The 15,294-nt window shown below is 38.0% G+C and carries 13 protein-coding genes; 9 read left to right on the top strand and 4 right to left on the bottom strand.

The genetic code is table 11. The features are described from left to right. Window positions 1-255 precede the first annotated feature (255 nt). The gene (locus BUB12_RS11910; protein ID WP_072891145.1) at window positions 256-882 is read left to right on the top strand and encodes a hypothetical protein; all 627 of its coding nucleotides are present in this window, start codon (window positions 256-258) and stop codon (window positions 880-882) included. Between the two features lie 28 nt (window positions 883-910). Here BUB12_RS11910 and BUB12_RS11905 read toward each other — a convergent pair whose 3' ends face one another. The 3 genes from BUB12_RS11905 to rarD form a co-directional block, all read right to left on the bottom strand. Beyond that, window positions 911-1,543, bottom strand: a complete 633-nt coding sequence (locus tag BUB12_RS11905; RefSeq protein ID WP_072891144.1) for a YpmS family protein — start codon at window positions 1,541-1,543, stop codon at window positions 911-913. 120 nt (window positions 1,544-1,663) lie between these two features. Then, the gene (locus BUB12_RS11900) at window positions 1,664-2,572 is read right to left on the bottom strand and encodes an SGNH/GDSL hydrolase family protein (protein WP_072891143.1); all 909 of its coding nucleotides are present in this window, start codon (window positions 2,570-2,572) and stop codon (window positions 1,664-1,666) included. A 163-nt stretch (window positions 2,573-2,735) separates the two neighbouring features. Continuing rightward, on the bottom strand, window positions 2,736-3,647 hold the full coding sequence (gene rarD, locus BUB12_RS11895) for an EamA family transporter RarD (protein ID WP_072891142.1): 912 nt from the start codon (window positions 3,645-3,647) through the stop codon (window positions 2,736-2,738). A 267-nt stretch (window positions 3,648-3,914) separates the two neighbouring features. Between rarD and megL the strand changes: the two genes are divergently transcribed. Next, window positions 3,915-5,099 carry a methionine gamma-lyase gene (megL, locus tag BUB12_RS11890; protein WP_072891141.1) on the top strand — a complete coding sequence of 395 codons (1,185 nt, stop codon included), beginning with the start codon at window positions 3,915-3,917 and terminating at the stop codon, window positions 5,097-5,099. 4 nt (window positions 5,100-5,103) lie between these two features. On the opposite strand, the gene BUB12_RS11885 is transcribed toward megL, so the two are convergent. After that, a complete protein-coding gene (locus BUB12_RS11885; protein ID WP_072891140.1) occupies window positions 5,104-5,670 on the bottom strand; it encodes a short-chain dehydrogenase in 567 nt (188 codons plus the stop codon). Window positions 5,671-5,962: 292 nt separating this feature from the next. Here BUB12_RS11885 and cls point away from each other — a divergent pair, with 292 nt between their 5' ends. The 7 genes from cls to hutG all read left to right on the top strand — a co-directional run bounded on the left by cls (window position 5,963) and on the right by hutG (window position 15,245). Further along, window positions 5,963-7,405, top strand: a complete 1,443-nt coding sequence (gene cls / locus BUB12_RS11880; RefSeq protein ID WP_072891139.1) for a cardiolipin synthase — start codon at window positions 5,963-5,965, stop codon at window positions 7,403-7,405. A 75-nt stretch (window positions 7,406-7,480) separates the two neighbouring features. After that, window positions 7,481-8,002, top strand: a complete 522-nt coding sequence (locus tag BUB12_RS11875) for an acyl-CoA thioesterase (RefSeq protein WP_072891138.1) — start codon at window positions 7,481-7,483, stop codon at window positions 8,000-8,002. A gap of 202 nt (window positions 8,003-8,204) precedes the next feature. Then, window positions 8,205-9,620, top strand: coding sequence for an alanine/glycine:cation symporter family protein (locus BUB12_RS11870; RefSeq protein ID WP_072891137.1), 1,416 nt, complete (start codon window positions 8,205-8,207; stop codon window positions 9,618-9,620). Between the two features lie 211 nt (window positions 9,621-9,831). After that, entirely contained in the window at window positions 9,832-11,340 is a 1,509-nt protein-coding gene (hutH, locus tag BUB12_RS11865) for a histidine ammonia-lyase (RefSeq protein ID WP_072891136.1), read from the top strand. A gap of 33 nt (window positions 11,341-11,373) precedes the next feature. Continuing rightward, the gene (hutU, locus tag BUB12_RS11860; protein ID WP_072891135.1) at window positions 11,374-13,026 is read left to right on the top strand and encodes a urocanate hydratase; all 1,653 of its coding nucleotides are present in this window, start codon (window positions 11,374-11,376) and stop codon (window positions 13,024-13,026) included. Window positions 13,027-13,044: 18 nt separating this feature from the next. Further along, window positions 13,045-14,298 (top strand): imidazolonepropionase, encoded by a 1,254-nt coding sequence (hutI, locus tag BUB12_RS11855; RefSeq protein ID WP_072891134.1) that lies wholly within the window; start codon window positions 13,045-13,047, stop codon window positions 14,296-14,298. Then, window positions 14,295-15,245 carry a formimidoylglutamase gene (gene hutG, locus BUB12_RS11850; protein ID WP_072891133.1) on the top strand — a complete coding sequence of 317 codons (951 nt, stop codon included), beginning with the start codon at window positions 14,295-14,297 and terminating at the stop codon, window positions 15,243-15,245. Before hutI ends, hutG begins: the two co-directional genes overlap by 4 nt. Window positions 15,246-15,294: the final 49 nt, after the last annotated feature.

The following is a 15,294-nucleotide window of genomic DNA, read 5'->3' as shown; positions in this document are numbered from 1 at the left end:
GAAGTCTCGCTAGTCGCAGGCGCTCGGAGCTAGACATCTCTGAAATTTCATACATTCTTATCTTATAAGAAAGTCCTATATTTTGTATGTAAATACTATTGTTTTTATGTAAAATTTGAAAAATTCACTTGTCTATTCAATTTTTTTTAGGTAAAGTATAGATTATGAAATAAGAAAAACGTAGAGCTCTCGGAGTTAGACATCTTTGAATATATTAAAATATGTTCTCTTGTTAGATTGGTGAGGGGGGATTTTATGAAAGAAAAAACGATTTATTTTCTCTTTACAGATACAGGAACAGTATTGTCTCGCTTAATAAATTATTTTACTCGTAAACAATTAAACCATGTATCTATTGCTTTTGATGAAGATTTACAAGAATTGTATAGTTTTGGTCGAAAAAATCCAAACAACCCTTTCAGTGGTGGCTTTGTACGAGAAGATATACACGGGGAATTTTTAAGTAAAGCAAACTGTGCAGTTTATTCATTTCAACTATCAGAAGATGATTATTATCAAATCAATACTTATATCAAGCGAATTGAAGCAGAAGCATGTAATTATAAATATAACTTTTTAGGACTTATAGGCGTATTATTAAAAATCGATCTTAAACGTAAAAATGCTTTATTCTGTTCTCAATTTGTCGCTACAGCAATGGAAAATGTGCACGGGTTCCAGCTTGATAAACCAGCATGTTTTACAACCCCAGCTGATATAAGAGAACAAGGTGGTTTGCAATTAATGTATCAAGGGAAACTAGCAGACTATCAAAAACAAGTAGAAGTAGATGGAAAACTGATAACAGGGACCCCAATTATCGCCAAACAATCATTAATATTTTCTGTTAGAGAAAAAGTAAAACAATTTGTAGTAAGGTAGAGGAAATCACCACGTCAATCCTCTACCTTTATTTATTAGAATCACCCTCAATACCTAACGTTTCATAGGGTACGTTAAGTTTGAACGCTAGATGATTCGCCCCAAGATCAATATGCTCAACACTTACTTCGAAATTACTTCGGATATCCATTTCGGTAACTGCAACATATATTTCCTCTTCTTTAGCATTAATGACGACCCATTCTGGCAAAGGTAGATATTTATTCATATATCCCATTATTTTTTGGTTTGGCAATTCCAGTAAACCTAGTGAAATATTCTTTTGTTTTAAAATTACATCCCCGTTCTCCTGAACAATTGGTTCTAGTCGAATGGAAACAGGAACAGTTGTTGAGAAAGCGGGAAGTTCTCCAACTAGATGAACATCGTCCTCCAATACGACTTGATACTGATGTTTCGAGTTCTTTAATAACTCATCAAGATAAGCATTTACTAAATCAGTTAAGTTGTTTTTGGTGGTACGAATGATAAATTCAGAGCTTTCCGGTTTTTGTACGGATTGTTGTTCAGGTAAATCTGGAGCAGAAACTGGCCAATAAATGAGCACAACTAGACTGAACAATACTATAATATTGAATGCGAGTAGAGTGAAAAACCACTGTTTCCACTTATTTTTTTTACCTTCCCCTTGTTCAGTCATTATTTCGCCACCACCCTTATTTTTGTCTAGTTATTTAGTATTTATTGTGTAAGGAATTGACCCGGCGAGATAAATCTCTACCAATCTAATTTAAATAAAGGATAGGTCATCGTATAATATTTATTCACTTTGAGGTTCCGTTACATAGTCAAGTACACGTTCTGCAATACGTTGATAGCCTGAGTAATTCGGGTGGAAATGATCATCAGCTAAAAGACGAACCTCCGAGTTTTGAAAAAGGTCTTTTGTCGGTATAAAAGTCCCTTCTGTATCTTGTTCAATGATAAGTTTCGCTGTACGGTTCCATTCGGTAACAATTTGGTCGAGTTCTTTAACTTCTGGGAAGTACTCGATAAATGGGTTATAAAAACCGATTAAATAAATCTCGGCATTTGAGTTCAAATCCCTAGTTGTTTCGATAATTTGTCGAAGTCGGTCTTCATAGTTGATTTGTTCTTTTGCAAAGACTTCGTAAGTCAAATTCGTGAAATTTTCCTTAGCTACTTGCATGATGTCATTTGCACCAATCGTAAAGATAACGATATCTGCCTTTTTTATTGAATCAATAATATCAGGCTCTTTAAGGCGTGTAAGTAATTGATCAGTTCTGTTTCCTCTTTTTCCAAAGTTATCAAACGTTACTTGCTGATTATCATGGTTTAATTGGCTTTCTAAAATTCCGACAAAGCCACCATTTTCGGTTTCATCACCAACACCTTGTGTTAGAGAATCCCCAATAGCAGAAATATGATATTCGTTATTTTGGAATACCTCAAACACCTTATGGATACCTTCTGTTAGAATATGGCCTAACTCTGACTCTTTTTCTATCTCAGATTCATTATCGTTACTTGTAGAGTCATTTACCTCTTCGGTATCCTCTACTTGCTGTTCTTCCACCACATCTTCATTAGCTACTGTCAATCCTGGCTTACTAATCCCTTGTTCAGATTTTGATGCAACGATAAAGAGGGTTATTCCGATACCTATTAATATTATTATAAATCCGATTAATCCTTTTTTTAACATTTTTCACACCTAAAAATGTTTGACTTTATTTATACGTACAATCACTCTGATCTTTTGTTCAGAGATGTCTAGCTCTGCGCTTTTCTTTATTATATGTTATTTAAAATAGGTTTCTACACACTTACTTATATATACCCAATTTTTGTATGTTTTAAAAGTAATGTTAATGGTTATATTGTTTTTGTACTTTTGCAGGGCGTCTATAGACGGTCGTTAAGTAAATGACTAAAGCGATCCAGATAAGTCCAAAAGAGATCATGTGGGCATGTGAAAATGTTTCGCCATATGCGAATATCCCTAATAACAACATAATGGTTGGAGCGATATACTGCAAGAATCCGACCATAGCTAGTGGGATACCTTTTGCACCACTTGCAAATAAGAGAAGAGGAATTGCAGTGGCAGCGCCAGCTCCAATTAACAATAGATTTGTTTGTGATGCGATTGACCCTAAGTCAAATGCATTAATTGGCAAGAAAAATAAATACGTTAGTGCAATAGGTGTGACAATCATCGTTTCAATCGCCAAGCCGAAGATTGATCCAACTGGAACCATTTTCTTTAATAAACCGTAAGTAGCAAAGGAAAATGCCAATAATAAAGAAACCCAAGGAAATACTCCATAGCTGATGGTTAAATATAGAACACCTACACCGGCTAAAAGGAAAGAGATAAGTTGAGTTCGATTCATTCCTTCTTTAAGTACGATCATTCCAAGAAGAATACTAACTAATGGATTTATGTAATAGCCAAGACTTGCTTGTAACACATGCTCATTATTGACGGCCCATATGTAAGTCACCCAGTTAATGCTAATCACTATGGAAGCAAGCGTAATACCAATCATTTTTTTCCAATCCTTAATGATCCACTTTACTTCCTTAATAAATGCTGTTTGCTTTCTTAAAAAAAGTATAATAATGATAACGAAGAGAAATGACCATATTATTCGATGTGCTAGAATTTCCCATGCTGGTACTTCCTCCACTAACTTCCAATAAATAGGAAGAAACCCCCAAAGTATGTATGCCCCACTAGCATACAACACACTTAATTTATCTATATCTTGATTCATGTGTATTCCCCATTTCTATTAAGGTAACAACTTCTATGTAACTATCATTTGTAATTCAACTAGAAACGATCAAGTAGCTTTAATGGCACATACAACGCACAGGATGAAATCTCATTGATTTAAAGATTTACCTTATTTTAGAGCCATCAAATTAAAAATGCAATAGTCTTGTTTAGTTAGTCAAAAAGAAAACGCTTTCAAAAATAAGTTTTTTAGATTATCATAATAATAGGTATGTGATAATTCAATTAATTGGGGGAGAGGTTCATGGTTCGTAATAATAAACGATTTGAAACTTCCGTTATCCATCACGGGTATGATGCAAAGGACATGTTAGGAAGCCTGACGACACCGTTGTTTCAAACATCTACGTATACGTTTGAAAGTGCTGAGCAGGGGGAATGCCGTTTTGCAGGTGAAGAGGACGGTTATATCTATTCTAGACTAGGAAACCCTACAGTTACTGTATTAGAAGAACGGATTGCAGAACTTGAAAAAGGGGAAAGAGGTCTTGCATTTGGATCTGGTATGGCAGCTGTTTCTGCTATTTTAATCGCCCTTACCAAAGCAAATGACCATATTCTTTGTTCTTCAGGACTCTATGGTTGTACGTTCGGACTATTAACAATGATGAAAGAAAAATATAATATCGATCATGATTTTTCTGAAATGGCAACGAAGGAAGAAATACGTGACCTCATAAGACCAGAAACAACCTGTATTTATGTAGAAACACCAATTAACCCGACAATGAAGTTAATTGATTTGAAAATGGTTTCTGAAGTAGCCAAGGAATACGGCATTCCAGTTGTCGTTGATAATACATTCTCTTCACCTTATTTACAACAACCATTAGAATTAGGATGTGATGTTGTTATTCATAGTGCAACGAAATATATTGGTGGACATGGGGATGTCATTGCCGGGTTAGTAGTTGGCAAAAAGGATTTCTTAGATGAGGTTGCTATGACAACACAAAAAGATATCGGTGGTGTCATTTCGCCATTTGATGCTTGGCTTTTATTAAGGGGACTGAAAACATTACCAATCCGTCTTGATAGGCATTGTGATAACGCAGAAGAAATTGTTAAAAGACTTAAAACGCATCCTAAAATAGCAAATATTTATTATCCGAACGATACGAGTAATCCTGATTATGCAATAAAAGAAAAACAGATGAAACGAGGAGGCGGGGTCATTTCTTTTGAAATCGATGGCTCAAAAGAAGATGCTCAACAATTATTAAATAACCTTTCTTTCTTAAAAATTGCGGTTAGTCTAGGGGATGCAGAGACATTAATTGAGCACCCTGCCACCATGACCCATGCCGTTGTACCAGAAGATTCACGTTTGAAAATGGGTATTACTGATCAATTAATTCGTTTATCTGTTGGTCTTGAGGCATGGGAGGATATTTGGGAAGATCTTGAGAATGCGCTGAATCAATTATAATTCATTAACCGGGTCGCTTATGCCAAGGTTTCAACGTCCCAACGACTGTTTCTTTATAATCCTTTTGTAATACTTTGATAACACCATTAGATATTTCATGGTGTGTCAGCCAACGTGATTGGTTATCTTCTACTACAAATCCGAGATAGACACGTCTGTACTGGCAGTTCTCAGGAACAGGCGTGTTTTCTTTTACGAAAAAAGAAGAACTCCCTTGAATATGTAGTAACTTCCACGGTTCCGTTCTTGTTTCACAGTGTTTCATAATGATTGGTAACGCTTCTGGAGCAGAGGAATGAATCCAACTTACAACTAAATCGGGTACCCCATGCTCGGAAACAGCTTCTTGAATCTTTGATTGTAATGTTTCCCCGTCATGATAATCAAGTGTTAATGGGTGAAAACGCTCCGGTTGTTTCGCCGGTTGTTTCGTCCGTTTAACCATTTCCTGAAACCTTTCTTCGTGTCGATTAATCACAGATACAAAATAGTCTTGATCAACTAGCCAGTGACACACCTTCTCAAGCATTCCTGTTCCGCCAACAACTAATGCATATGGTTTCTTCTTCATGGTTCCACCACCTTTTGATATAGTATAGTATAGTAATAGGTAAGTAACAAATATAAATGTTAATAAATAGAAGCAAGGAATTTGACTCTTGGCGCTTCTAGCTTTTCTTAAGAGATAAGAATGTATAAAATTTCTGAGATGTCTAGCTCCAGCGCCTACCCCCTCGAGGTCTTAAGTCAATCCTCTCTGTGGCAAAGATCGCCACGCCGAGGCTCGACTTAAGCTTGTCGGGGGTGACCGAGGCGCTTCTAGCTTTTCTTAGTATGACACATTTTAAAGGGGATATTATAAAATGGAAATCATGTCCTATTTGTTAGGTATTGTTCTTTTCCTTAACATTGTTTTAGGTGTTTCGATTGTATTTTTAGAGCGAAAAGATGCTAGTGCGACATGGGCATGGTTAATGGTTCTATTGTTTATCCCAATCGTTGGATTCATTGTATATTTAATATTTGGTAGACGTCTTAGCAAACAACGCATTTTCACTTGGGATACCAAAGCAAGATTAGGGGTAAAACGAGCAGTTGAGGCACAATTGCGAGCAATAGAGGATGGAACTTTTCAATTTAAAGATACTGACCTTAAGGAATATCAGGATTTGTATTATTTGCATCTACGAAATGACGATGCAATTTTTACTCAGGATAATGCGGTAGAGATATTTAATGATGGGGAAGAGAAGTTTGCAGCTTTAATTAGTGATATGGAAAAGGCAACCGACCATATTCATTTGCTTTACTACATAATAAGGCACGATACGCTAGGGCATCAAATTGCAAATGTACTAATGAAAAAGGCAAAAGAGGGTGTGGAGGTTCGTGTCCTTTTTGATGATATGGGTTCTAGATTATTAAGCCGAAAATACATTAAACGATTGCTAAAAGCAGGGGTACAAATTGAAGCCTTCTTCCCACCGAAAATCCCGAAAATTAATTTTAAAATTAATTACAGGAACCACCGTAAACTAGCCATTATTGATGGAAGTGTCGGATATATTGGTGGTTTTAATATTGGGGATGAATACTTAGGTAAAAGCAAAAAGTTCGGTTATTGGCGAGATACGCATTTACGAGTTGTTGGGGAAGCTGTTGAAAACATGCAAACTCGTTTTATTTTAGATTGGAACCAAGCTTCACGTAATGACATCTTATATAATGACCGCTATTACAAAGGGATGCCGAGTGGGGAAGTTAGTATTCAAATTGTTTCTAGTGGGCCGGACTCAGACTGGGAACAAATAAAAAATGGGTACATTAAGATGATTATGTCGGCAAAAGAATATGTATATATTCAAACACCATATTTTATTCCTGATGAAAGTTTGAGAGATGCGTTACGAATTGCGGCGTTATCAGGGGTTGATGTTAAACTTATGGTTCCAAATAAACCGGATCATCCATTTGTCTACTGGGCTACTTTTTCAAATGTTGGAGATCTATTAAATGCAGGTGCAGAAGTGTATATTTACCAAAATGGATTTTTGCATTCAAAGACGATTGTAGTTGACGGGAAAATTGCATCTGTTGGTACAGCTAATATTGATGTTCGTAGTTTCCGATTGAATTTTGAAGTAAATGCCTTCTTGTATAATGAAGCTCTAAGTATGCGATTAGTAGAATCCTTTGAAGGTGATATAAAAAAATCGACTCAAATGACAAAGAAATTATATGCTCGCCGTTCTTTAGGGATACGGTTTAAAGAATCGATTGCTAGACTGCTTTCCCCTATTTTATAACAGGTATTGGGTAAACTAATGAGGAACCGTATTGGAAAGCAATTATCCATTATATATATGAATGGAGGAAACAAAATGGAGAAAAAGCCTTGCTCAAATTCTTTAGCAGTAAAAACAGCGCATGTTCTTCCACCAGATACAAATAACCATGGTACTCTATTCGGAGGAAGATTGATGGCATATATTGATGATGTTGCAGCAATTGCCGCTGTTCGCCATGCTAGAAAACCGGTAGTTACAGCTTCAACAGATTCCGTAGACTTCTTAGAACCGGTGAAAGAAGGGGATTCTATATGTGTAGAAGCATTTGTTACTTGGACACATAATACATCAATGGAGGTATTTGTAAAGGCTGTAGCAGAAGATCTCCTCTCAGGTGAGAGAAAAGTGTGTACTACAGCTTTTTTAACATTTGTTGCAGTGGACGAGAGCGGTAACCCTGCACCAGTGCCTACAGTCTATCCAGAGACAGAATTAGAAGAGCTCCTACATAAGGAAGCGCCTCTACGGGCAGAACGTAGAAAAGAAAGAAGAAGAAACTCTCGCCAGCTAGCCACAAAATTCGGAACAAGTTTTCCGTGGAATAAAGGTGTATAGTAAGATCAACTTTATAGTAGTCTTTAAAATGGGTGCTAACCGTACAAAACGGTTAGTGCCTTTTTTCGTGGAATTGGAATTTATAAAAATACAGTGGATAACTTTCATACAGTCCCCCAAAAAAACTTATGAGATATTTGGCTAAAACTGGTTAAGCTAAGAAAGACTTTTTTAATAATAGCAATTGAAAGGGGATCATATCATGACTTTACTAGAAGATTTCATAGGCTCGATTAATGATGTCCTTTGGTCTTATGTGTTAATTATTGTGCTTATAGGATTAGGACTTTTATTTACGATAAAAACTGGATTTGTTCAATTTCGCAATTTACCTGAAATGTTCCGGGTAATGTTTGAAAAAGATCAGCCTACGAATAAGAAGAAAAGAGGAATTACTTCTTTTCAGGCCTTTGCGATTAGTGCTGCATCCAGAGTAGGAACTGGAAACCTAGCAGGCGTTGCGACAGCTGTTGCGGTCGGTGGACCAGGAGCACTATTCTGGATGTGGCTAATTGCATTATTAGGGGCAGCCTCAGGTTTTGTTGAAAGTACCCTTGCCCAGATTTATAAGGTGCCAGATAAGGAGGACCAATATCGAGGTGGACCTGCTTATTATATGGAGAAAGGGCTTAACAATCGTTTGCTCGGTGTCATCTTTGCAATCACGATTACCTTTACATATGGACTCGTTTTTAACTCGGTGCAATCCAATACAATTAGTTTGGCTTTTTCCGGAGGATTTGAGGTAAATCAAAATATTATGGCTGCAGTGCTTGCTGTTTTAACGGCAGCAGTAATTTTTGGAGGATTAAAAAGCATTGCTAAAGTAGCACAAATCATTGTTCCTGTGCTTGCTATCATTTATATTGCGATGGCCCTCTTTATTTTACTAATTAATATATCTGCAGTACCAGAAATGTTTGCACTTATTTTTGCCAATGCTTTTGGTCTCAGAGAAGTAGCTGGTGGTGGATTTGGTGCTGCAATAATGATGGGAATTAAGCGGGGTCTTTTTTCAAACGAAGCGGGGATGGGAAGTGTGCCCAATGCTGCGGCAACTGCATCCGTTTCTCACCCTGTCAAACAAGGGTTTATTCAGGCGCTAGGTGTATTCTTTGATACAATCCTTATTTGTTCTGCAACAGGATTTATTATCATATCTGCTGGTGGATATGCTGGTAGTGATTTAGACGGAATTCAACTAACACAGAATGCATTTGCAGCACATATTGGAGAATGGTCCGAAATGTTTATTGCCATCGCCATATTTTTATTCGCCTATAGCTCCATACTTGGAAATTATTATTATGGAGAAAGTAACATTGGATATATAAAAGAAAGCCCTGTTGCATTGTTTATTTACAGAATAGCAGTTATTGCTATGGTTGTATTTGGTTCTGTGGCTGCATTTGATTTTGTTTGGGCTTTAGCGGACTTAACGATGGCAATTATGGCTTTAATTAACTTATATGCAATTACAAAATTGTATAAAATTGCCCATCGTGCACTTCAAGATTATCGAAGGCAGCGAAAAGAGGGGAAATCAAACCCCGTCTTTTACCGCGATGTATTGGATGATGAATCTGGTGTGGACTATTGGGAGAGAGAAAGGGAGTAATTTTTATCTCCTCCTATTTCCCTATTGATTTCAATAAAGAAAACGCTTACAATAATAATAAGAATATTTAAAACTTTCAGGGGTGTCGCAATGGTTTTACACAATTTGCAAGTCCAATCCTTTAATCAAACATACGGAGACTCGGTATAACCGACGTCTCCTTTTTAATTGCCTGCTTTACTAAATTAAAGCATTAACATGGAGGTGTGACATGGTAATTCTAACAGGGTCTACTTTAACCATTGATGAAATTGAACGTGTTGTATACCAGTCAGAGCGAGTAGATATAGATGACAAGGTGTTAAAACTGGTAGAAGAAAATAGACAGGTCGTACAACAGATGATTGATGAGAAAAAGACGATGTATGGAATTAATACAGGGTTTGGAAAATTTAGCGATGTCATCATTAAAGAAGAAGATATAGACGATCTCCAATTGAATTTAATCCATTCCCATGCGTGTGGCGTGGGGGAACCTTTTTCAGAAGAGATAAGCCGGGCAATGCTTTTACTTCGGGCAAATGCACTTTCAAAAGGGTATTCAGGAATACGTCCAGTTATCCTTCAACAGTTAATTGATTTTCTTAATGAAGGCATTCATCCGGTTATTCCGCAACAAGGGTCACTTGGTGCTAGCGGTGACCTTGCCCCATTATCTCATTTAGCTCTGGCATTACTTGGGGAAGGAGAGGTTTTTTATAAAAACAAACGGATGCCAGCAAAAGAAGCGTTAGATGCCGCTAATATTGCCCCCCTTACTTTGAAGGCAAAGGAAGGGCTGGCTTTAATTAATGGTACACAGGCGATGACAGCGGTTGGGATAATTGCAAACCTAGAGATGGAAAAACTCTTAATTCAAAGTGAGAAAATTGCTGCGATGACAATAGAGGGATTACAAGGGATTAAGGATGCTTTCGATCATGATTTACACATAGCACGAGGTCACGAGGAACAAATTCAAGTTGCTTCTAGAATTAGAGACTACCTTGAAGATAGTAATCTAGTAACTTCTCAAGGAGAATTACGCGTGCAAGATGCCTATTCAATTCGCTGTATCCCTCAAGTGTTGGGAGCATGTTGGCAAACGTTGTATTATGCGAAAGAAAAACTTGAAATTGAAATAAATGCGGCAACGGATAATCCACTAATCTTTTCACACGGGAATAAAATTGTTTCAGGTGGAAATTTTCATGGGGAACCTATTGCCTTTGCGATGGACTTTTTAAAACTAGGCATCTCAGAAACAGCCAATATCTCGGAGCGACGTATTGAAAGGCTTGTTAACCCTCAGCTGAATGATTTACCACCATTCTTAAGTCCAAATCCAGGATTGGAATCGGGTGCCATGATTATGCAATACAGTGCTGCCTCACTTGTCTCAGAGAATAAAACTTTAGCACATCCAGCTAGTGTGGATTCCATCCCATCTTCAGCAAATCAGGAGGACCACGTCAGTATGGGGACAATTGCAGCAAGGCATGCATTACAAATGCTTCAAAATACAAGAAGGGTTGTTGCTATTGAATTAATTTGTGCGATGCAGGCGGTTGAATTTAGAGGAATCGAAAAAATGGCAAGTCAAACTAGAGAGCTATATGAACAGGCTCGTGCGATTGTACCAACCATTGTAAAGGACCGAATCTTTTCGAAGGATATTGAGCGATTAACGGAGTGGTTGAGGACGAGTGAAATGACTCACGTAGAGCTGTTTGAAACATGAAACGATAACTAATTTTTATAAAGGGTGGGGTATATGGAAAAGGTAAATGTTCGTGCGAAAAAAGGGTTGGAATTAGAGTGTAAAGGATGGGAACAAGAAGCAGCACTTCGTATGTTATACAACAATTTAGATCCAGAAGTTGCGGAAAAACCAGAGGAATTGGTGGTATACGGTGGAATCGGGAAAGCAGCGAGAAATTGGGAGGCATTTCGAGCGATTGAACAGACCCTAAGAAACTTAGAGAATGATGAAACAATGCTAATTCAATCTGGAAAACCGGTTGGTGTTTTTAAAACGCATCAGCATGCACCGCGAGTTTTACTATCAAATTCTGTGTTAGTTCCAAAATGGGCAAATTGGGATCATTTCCATGAATTAGACAAAAAAGGACTCATGATGTATGGCCAGATGACAGCAGGTAGTTGGATTTATATCGGAACACAAGGGATTTTACAAGGAACGTATGAAACATTTTCAGCAGTGGCAAAGAAACATTTTGGCGGCTCTTTGAAAGGAACGATTACGTTAACAGCAGGACTAGGTGGGATGGGAGGTGCCCAACCTCTAGCAGTGACAATGAATGAGGGTGTCGTTATTGCCGTTGAGGTCGATCAAAGTCGTATTCAAAAACGTTTAGATACAAAATATTGTGATGTAATGACGATGGATGTCGATGAAGCCATTCGTTTAGCAAAAGAGGCGAAGGAAGAAGGTCGTGCACTGTCTATTGCCTTACTCGGTAATGCTGCTGAAATCCACCATGAATTATTAACAAAGGATATTCAAATAGACATTGTAACTGATCAAACCTCTGCCCATGACCCACTAAATGGCTATGTTCCAATTGGATACTCTGTAGAAGAAGCAGATGAACTCCGAAAAGTAAATCCGGATACTTATACTAAAATAGCGAAGCAAAGCATGGCGCGACATGTAGATGCTATGCTGCAGTTTAAGGAAAAAGGATCCATTGTTTTTGATTATGGGAACAATATTCGACAGGTGGCACATGATGAAGGGATTCGAAATGCTTTTGACTTCCCAGGTTTTGTTCCTGCTTATATTCGTCCATTATTTTGTGAGGGAAAAGGGCCATTTCGCTGGGCAGCTTTATCAGGAGACCCAGAAGATATATATCGTACGGATGAGCTTATTAAAGAACTTTTTCCAGAAAATGAGGCGCTAATTCGTTGGGTTGATATGGCACAGGATCAGATTGCTTTTCAAGGGTTACCGTCACGAATTTGTTGGCTTGGCTATGGTGAGCGTGTGAAAATGGGGCTTGCGATTAATGAACTCGTTCGTAAAGGAGAAATCAAAGCGCCAATTGTAATCGGGAGAGATCATTTAGATTGTGGTTCTGTAGCCTCTCCAAACCGTGAAACAGAGGGAATGAAAGATGGAAGTGATGCTGTTGGAGATTGGGCTGTGTTGAATGCATTAATTAATACAGCTGCAGGTGGTTCATGGATTTCCTTCCATCATGGAGGTGGCGTAGGAATGGGATATTCCCTTCATGCAGGAATGGTGGCTGTCGCTGATGGAACAGATTTAGCGAAGGAGAGATTAGAACGTGTGTTAACGACAGATCCTGGGATGGGAATTATTCGTCATGCCGACGCTGGCTATGAATCGGCCATCCAATTTGCTGATGACCATGATATAACTATACCTATGAAAAAATAGAGAGAGGAGAATAAGATGATGCAAGTTGATACGTTAATTATAAATATAGGGCAACTATTACCAATGGATAATGACGGGCCTGTTAAAGGTAAGAGAATGAATGAGGTTACTGTATTAGAAAATGCAGCCATTGGAGTTCGCGATGGAAAAGTAGTGTGGATGGGTTCAATGGACGATATACAATCCATTGAAGCAACTCAAACGATTAATGCTAATAGAAAACTAGTTACTCCAGGATTAGTAGAGCCACATACACACCTTGTTTTTGGTGGTTCGAGGGAGAAAGAAATGGCCCTTAAACAACAAGGGGTACCATACTTAGAAATTTTAAAGCGTGGTGGAGGAATTCTCTCGACAGTAAGAGCAACTAAAAATGCTAGTTTTGAAGATTTATTGGATAAAGCGTTATTTCATCTCGATCGCATGGCGATGCATGGAATAACGACAGTGGAAGCAAAAAGTGGGTATGGATTAGACCGTGAAACGGAACTAAAACAATTAAAAGTAGCAAAAGAAGCAAATGAAAAGCATCCTCTTGATATTGTTTCTACCTTTTTAGGAGCTCATGCCATTCCACCAGAATATAAAGAGGATCCAGAGAAGTTTTTAAATGATATGGCCGATATGTTTGATGAAATAAAAGAGAATCAACTTGCCGAATTTGTTGATATTTTCACAGAAACAGGTGTTTTTACGGTGGAGCAATCGAGAAGGTTTTTATTAAAAGCTAAAGAAAAAGGCTTTGATGTGAAACTTCACGCAGATGAGATTGATCCATTAGGTGGTACGGAACTTGCTGTTGAATTAGGGGCAATTTCAGGAGACCATTTGGCTGTTACTTCAGATGAAGGAATTAAGCAGTTGGCAAATTCTAATACGATTGCTGTAATCTTGCCTGGTACTAGTTTTTATTTAGGAAAGGATGACTATGCGCGGGCACGAGAAATGATTGATGCTGGTGCAGCAGTTTCCGTTTCGACTGACTTTAACCCAGGAAGCTCCGTTACAGAAAACTTGCAATTAATTATGTCGATTGCTGCACTTAAATTAAAATTAACACCTGATGAAATTTGGCATGCTGTTACGGTTAATGCTGCCCATGCTATTGGTCGTGGGGATGTAGCAGGTTCGATTCAAGTAGGGCGTGCAGCAGATATTGTGATTTGGGATGCACCAAATTATATGTACATTCCTTACCATTATGGTGTGAATCATACTAATACGGTAATAAAAAGTGGGGAGATTATTTATCAAAGGCAGGAGATTCGATGAGCAACATTCGTCACCTAAAACCAGCAGGAAAAGCAATTTTTAAAGATCGTTATACTAAGAAGGTGAAGGAATTACTAACAGGTTGGGAAAATGAGAAAAAGGGTAAATTTGGTTTAGTTGGTCTCCCGTTATCCAAACCTTCTATCAGCCATTCAGGAGCATCATTTGCACCAGAAGCAATCCGAGATGCCATGCAGAGTTATTCCACGTATTCTGGAGAATTAGGTGTGGACTTATTAGATCCTATTTTGGATTTTGGTGACTTGGAAATGAATCCAACAGAAATTGTTGAAAACCAAAGGCGACTTTATGAAGGAATGACGGATATTTTTGCGACAGAAGCTGTGGAAAACTGGTTTATGCTTGGTGGGGACCATTCGATTAGCTACTCTTCCATAAAAGCATTCTCAGAGCATTACGGAAAAGTTGGAGTGATTCAATTTGATGCCCATCATGATTTAAGGAATACAGAGGATGGAGGACCTACAAACGGGACTCCTTTTAGAAGATTACTAGAAGATCATTCAATTAGTGGGGAAAACTTAGCACAAATTGGGATTCGTGATTTTACGAACGCCAAAGCTTATCATGACTATGCGAAGGAACAAGGGGTTTCGGTGTATTCCATGGCAGACATTCGTTACATAACGATGACGAATATATTAGCCAGAGAACTGAGGAAGCTAGAAGAACGAGTTGATGTTATATACATTTCACTGGATATGGATGTATTAGATCAAGCATTTGCACCAGGGTGTCCTGCAATTGGTCCAGGTGGCATGGACAGCAATACATTGCTTGAGGCTATCTTCCAAGTAGCAAAGCATCCGAAAGTAATGGCGATTGATATCGTGGAAATTGACCCTACTATTGATATTCGTAACATGACTAGTCGGGTTGCAGCATATGCAATCATACAGTTTATGAAGGGAAAGAACGTTAAGTAAGGAAAAAAATAACGCACAGGGAATCAAAGGATGGTTTCCTGTGCGAATC

Source organism: Ornithinibacillus halophilus, from assembly GCF_900129485.1.
Classification (GTDB): Bacteria; Bacillota; Bacilli; order Bacillales; family Amphibacillaceae; genus Ornithinibacillus; species Ornithinibacillus halophilus.
This window is presented reverse-complemented; position numbering and strand designations above follow the sequence as displayed.

Excerpts from the sequence above, each read along its gene's own strand:
- BUB12_RS11910 (WP_072891145.1), top strand. The coding sequence starts at position 256 with ATGAAAGAAAAAACGATTTATTTTCTCTTTACAGATACAGGAACAGTA.
- BUB12_RS11905 (WP_072891144.1), bottom strand. The coding sequence starts at position 1,543 with ATGACTGAACAAGGGGAAGGTAAAAAAAATAAGTGGAAACAGTGGTTT.
- BUB12_RS11900 (WP_072891143.1), bottom strand. The coding sequence starts at position 2,572 with ATGTTAAAAAAAGGATTAATCGGATTTATAATAATATTAATAGGTATC.
- rarD (WP_072891142.1), bottom strand. The coding sequence starts at position 3,647 with ATGAATCAAGATATAGATAAATTAAGTGTGTTGTATGCTAGTGGGGCA.
- megL (WP_072891141.1), top strand. The coding sequence starts at position 3,915 with ATGGTTCGTAATAATAAACGATTTGAAACTTCCGTTATCCATCACGGG.
- BUB12_RS11885 (WP_072891140.1), bottom strand. The coding sequence starts at position 5,670 with ATGAAGAAGAAACCATATGCATTAGTTGTTGGCGGAACAGGAATGCTT.
- cls (WP_072891139.1), top strand. The coding sequence starts at position 5,963 with ATGGAAATCATGTCCTATTTGTTAGGTATTGTTCTTTTCCTTAACATT.
- BUB12_RS11875 (WP_072891138.1), top strand. The coding sequence starts at position 7,481 with ATGGAGAAAAAGCCTTGCTCAAATTCTTTAGCAGTAAAAACAGCGCAT.
- BUB12_RS11870 (WP_072891137.1), top strand. The coding sequence starts at position 8,205 with ATGACTTTACTAGAAGATTTCATAGGCTCGATTAATGATGTCCTTTGG.
- hutH (WP_072891136.1), top strand. The coding sequence starts at position 9,832 with ATGGTAATTCTAACAGGGTCTACTTTAACCATTGATGAAATTGAACGT.
- hutU (WP_072891135.1), top strand. The coding sequence starts at position 11,374 with ATGGAAAAGGTAAATGTTCGTGCGAAAAAAGGGTTGGAATTAGAGTGT.
- hutI (WP_072891134.1), top strand. The coding sequence starts at position 13,045 with ATGCAAGTTGATACGTTAATTATAAATATAGGGCAACTATTACCAATG.
- hutG (WP_072891133.1), top strand. The coding sequence starts at position 14,295 with ATGAGCAACATTCGTCACCTAAAACCAGCAGGAAAAGCAATTTTTAAA.